Source organism: Rhodococcus sp. R1101 (genome assembly GCF_000278445.1).
In the GTDB taxonomy this organism is placed as follows: Bacteria; Actinomycetota; Actinomycetes; order Mycobacteriales; family Mycobacteriaceae; genus Rhodococcus; species Rhodococcus gordoniae.
The window spans coordinates 1-2,431 of sequence record NZ_AJVB01000543.1; the positions used below are offsets into that span (position 1 = coordinate 1).

A 2,431-nucleotide genomic window follows, 5' to 3' on the forward strand; every position below is an offset into this window, starting at 1 on the left:
CGTCACCGCAACTCCTTCTCTCGTTGAGCCCGCATCTTCTCGACCTCGGCTTCCATCTCGGGGGTCACGGTGAAGTGACCGCCCCACTTGTTCAGGCTGCCCGGCGGATACGCCGGGACAGGGAGGATCTGCCGCAACGGCTGCTGCGGGAGACCGCGTCGCTGCCATTCGCGCGGATAACCGACCGAGACCTCCTCGAAGCGCACACCGTCGTAGTAGGTGGTCCGCGGAATGTGCAGGTGACCGTAGACGCTGCACAGCGCCCGGTAACGCAGGTGCCAGTCGGCCGTCTCGGTGGTGCCGCACCACAGCGCGAACTCGGGATAGAACAGCATCCGGGTGGGTTCGCGTACCAGGGGGAAGTGGTTGATGAGCACCGTGGGCAGCGCGGGATCGAGCGCGTCGAGTCGCGCCCGGGTCTGCTCCACCCGTACCCGGCACCAGGTGTCGCGCGTGACGTACGGATCCGGCTTGAGCAGGAATTCGTCGGTCGCGACGACGTTGCGTTCCCGCGCGAGCGCGAGGCCGTCCGCCTTCGTCGTGGTGCCGTCCGGGAGGAACGAGTAGTCGTAGAGCAGGAACATCGGGACGAGCACCACCGGACCGTCCTCACCCTCCCAGATCGGATAGGGATCCTCCGGGGTGAGCACGTCGAGTTCGCGGCACATCGTCACGAGGTAGTCGTAGCGGGCGACCCCGAACATCTGCACCGGGTCCTTGGCGGTCGTCCACAGTTCGTGGTTGCCGGGCACCCAGATGACCTTCGCGAAGCGGCTGCGGAGCAGTGACAGCGCCCATCGGATGTCGTCGGTCTTCTCCGACACATCGCCCGCGACGATCAGCCAGTCGTCGGGCGACTCGGGATGCAGATCCTCGGTGACCGGCCGGTTGCCCCGGTGGGCCACATGGATATCGCTGATCGCCCACAGCTTCGCTGCCACCGGCACTAACCTCCCGACTCGTCGTGGACACGCACCTGCCGGTCCGCGCCCGTCACCGCCCATCGTCCCGAGAGCGTGCGCCATACGACGGCGATCATCCGGAACACGATGAACACCGTAAGCCCCGTCCAGATACCCGCCAGACCCCAGTCGTACGCGAGCGACAACCAGATCGACGGCAGGAACCCGAACAACGCCGAGGCCAGCGTCGCGGTGCGCAGGAACGCCGCGTCCCCGGCACCGAGAAGAACTCCGTCGAGCGCGAAAACGATTCCCGCGAGCGGCATGATCGCCACGAAGAACCACCATGCGACACCGATCTGATCGAGCACCGCGGCATCGCCGGTGAACAGACCGGGAATCACGTCCCGGCCGAGGACGAAGATCACGGCCAGGACCGCGGCGAAGATCGCGGACCAGACCGACAGGCGCCACGCCAGCCGCGACGCGCCCCGCCGATCCGCCGCGCCGAGCGCGGCGCCGACGAGGGCCTGCGCGGCGATCGCCAGCGAGTCCAAGGTCAGCGTCACGAAATTCCACAGCTGCAGCACGACCTGGTGACCGGCCACCGCGGCGGCACCGAATCGGGCTGCCACCGCCGCCGCGGACAGGAAACACGCCTGGAACGCGAGACTGCGGGCGATCAGGTCGCGTCCGAGGCGCAGTTGCGCGCCGATCACCGTGGGGTTCGGTCGCAGCGGGACGCCCGACCGCAGCAGGGCGATCACGAACAGGACGGCCGTCACGGACTGCCCGATCACGTTGGCGACGGCGGAACCGACGAGTTCCCATCGGGGAGCTCCCAGCAGACCGTGGACCAGTACCGGGCACAGCACCGCCGACAGGGCGAGACCCACGACGACGAAGCTCAACGGCCGCATCGTGTCCTGGACGCCGCGCATCCAGCCGTTGCCGGCCAGACCGACCAGGATGAGGGGTGCCCCGAACAGCGCGACACGCAGCCACGACACCGCCGCGTCGGCGATCTCGGCATCGCCCGCGAGCAACCGTGCGACGGGTCCGGCCAGCGCCTGACCGACGATCAGGATCGCCAGTCCGACGATCATCGCGAGCCAGGTCGCCTGCACACCTTCGCCGACCGCGTCGCCGTGCCGGCCGGAGCCGTGGAAGCGCGCCGCCCGCGAGGTGGTCCCGTACGACAGGAACGTGAGCTGGGTGCTGACCTGCGCGAGGATCAGCCCGCCGATCGCGAGGCCTGCCAGGGGCAGAGCCCCGAGCCGGCCGACGACGGCGATGTCGAAGAGAAGGTAGAGCGGTTCGGCTGCGAGGACTCCGAGGGCGGGCACGGCGAGACCGAGGATGCGCCGTCCCGTGACGTCCGAGGTGAAGGACCCGTCGGGCGTGTCCGAGCTGCAGGACGCGCCGGGCGGGTCCGGGGCGGCCGACCCGCCGGGCGCCGTCAACCGAGCACGCCGCGCAGTGCGGCGACGATCCGATCGGGGTCGCCGTGGGCGGTGTATCCCGCGGCC

The 2,431-nt window shown here is 69.4% G+C and carries 2 protein-coding genes; both read right to left on the reverse strand.

What is annotated here, in order from left to right:
• Nucleotides 1-2: 2 nt before the first annotated feature.
• The gene (locus tag R1101_RS0121280) at nt 3-941 is read right to left on the reverse strand and encodes a metallophosphoesterase family protein (RefSeq protein ID WP_026003556.1); all 939 of its coding nucleotides are present in this window, start codon (nt 939-941) and stop codon (nt 3-5) included.
• Between the two features lie 5 nt (nt 942-946).
• Nucleotides 947-2,263, reverse strand: coding sequence for an MATE family efflux transporter (locus tag R1101_RS0121285; protein WP_232284804.1), 1,317 nt, complete (start codon nt 2,261-2,263; stop codon nt 947-949).
• Nucleotides 2,264-2,431 lie beyond the last annotated feature (168 nt).